General features: G+C 51.0%; 2 protein-coding genes. Both read left to right on the top strand.

Annotated elements, in window-relative coordinates; translation table 11 throughout:
- Positions 1 to 273, top strand: a 273-nt coding sequence (locus HT737_RS30085; protein WP_182404638.1) for a tyrosine-type recombinase/integrase, incomplete at its 5' end; no start/stop codon positions are given.
- Positions 274 to 546: 273 nt separating this feature from the next.
- Positions 547 to 1,129, top strand: a 583-nt coding sequence (locus HT737_RS30090; protein ID WP_182404639.1) for a hypothetical protein, incomplete at its 3' end; no start/stop codon positions are given.

Genomic DNA, 1,129 nt, shown 5'->3' on the forward strand with positions numbered 1-1,129 from the left:
ACCATCAACAAGGTCTTCGCGACTATTGGTTACAAGGGTCGATTGGTTGGTCATGGTACTCGTCACACCGCCAGCACTCTGCTCAGGGAACACGGCTGGCCGAAAGAGCACGTCGAAGCGCAGCTTGCTCACAAAGAAGAGGGAATATCGGGGGTCTACAACAAGGCTCAATACCTTGAGCATCGAGTGAAGATGATGCAGTGGTATGCAGATCACCTTGATGCGTTAGCAAGCGAAAAGGTAAACAAGGGACAATTTGGAAAAGCGGTATGAATGCACTTATCCATACCACCTTCAAAATCCGTGTTACAGGTGTAACTCGTGTAACGATGCCGGCCAAACGCCCGGATTCATTGACTTTCAATCCCGTTACACTCTTGCACGACCTTCCGTACATACGATGTAACGCACGCCGTTCGTGTAACACCAGAATAAGCCCCTCGCATGCTGCGGGCCAAATTTCTCCAAGCTGGGCCAGAGCGCAAATATCGCTGAAGACGCATCCAACTCGCAGGGCATGGGATAGAGCGTTACACGTAGAGAACCATGGGTATGATTGAAACTCACCCAATTTTGCACACGGCGCTAACCGCCGGCCTGCTTCAATATCTCTCTGGCCAACCGCTCTATGAGCTCTGCAATGAGCAGATCACTGATCTATGCGAGCTAATCAATCAATGCTGCGTACGCATCCAGAACGGCGACATCAGCAGCGATATGAGCAGCATGTGTATACAGACGACGATGCATGAAGAGGCCATTTTTCAGTACGCCTCAACCGACAAAAGAAACCGTCTTGCACATTGGGTTCGCCAGTACAGCAGTTGCCCTTCAGCTTCGGAGCGCGATGCATATGCAGCCTACATAATGGCCTGCGCAGTAAAAGCGCTAAGCGCGTTAGCTGACTGGATGCGCTCTACGGAAGACGAGGCATGGTCACATGTTGCTGAACCTCCCACGGATTGTCCGTGGGATATTTATTGTCTCGTCGTAGAGGGACAGGTCGATCCCATTGAACGCATTCAGGCACTAGAACAATACGTGTTGTTTCTGGAGCCCATAACAACCCTACCCTGCTTGATCAGTGACGAGCTGACCCCAATCGCTTACAGAGCAATCGAGAACGCTA

Source organism: Pseudomonas sp. MD195_PC81_125 (genome assembly GCF_014060985.1).
Taxonomy (GTDB): domain Bacteria; phylum Pseudomonadota; class Gammaproteobacteria; order Pseudomonadales; family Pseudomonadaceae; genus Aquipseudomonas; species Aquipseudomonas parakoreensis.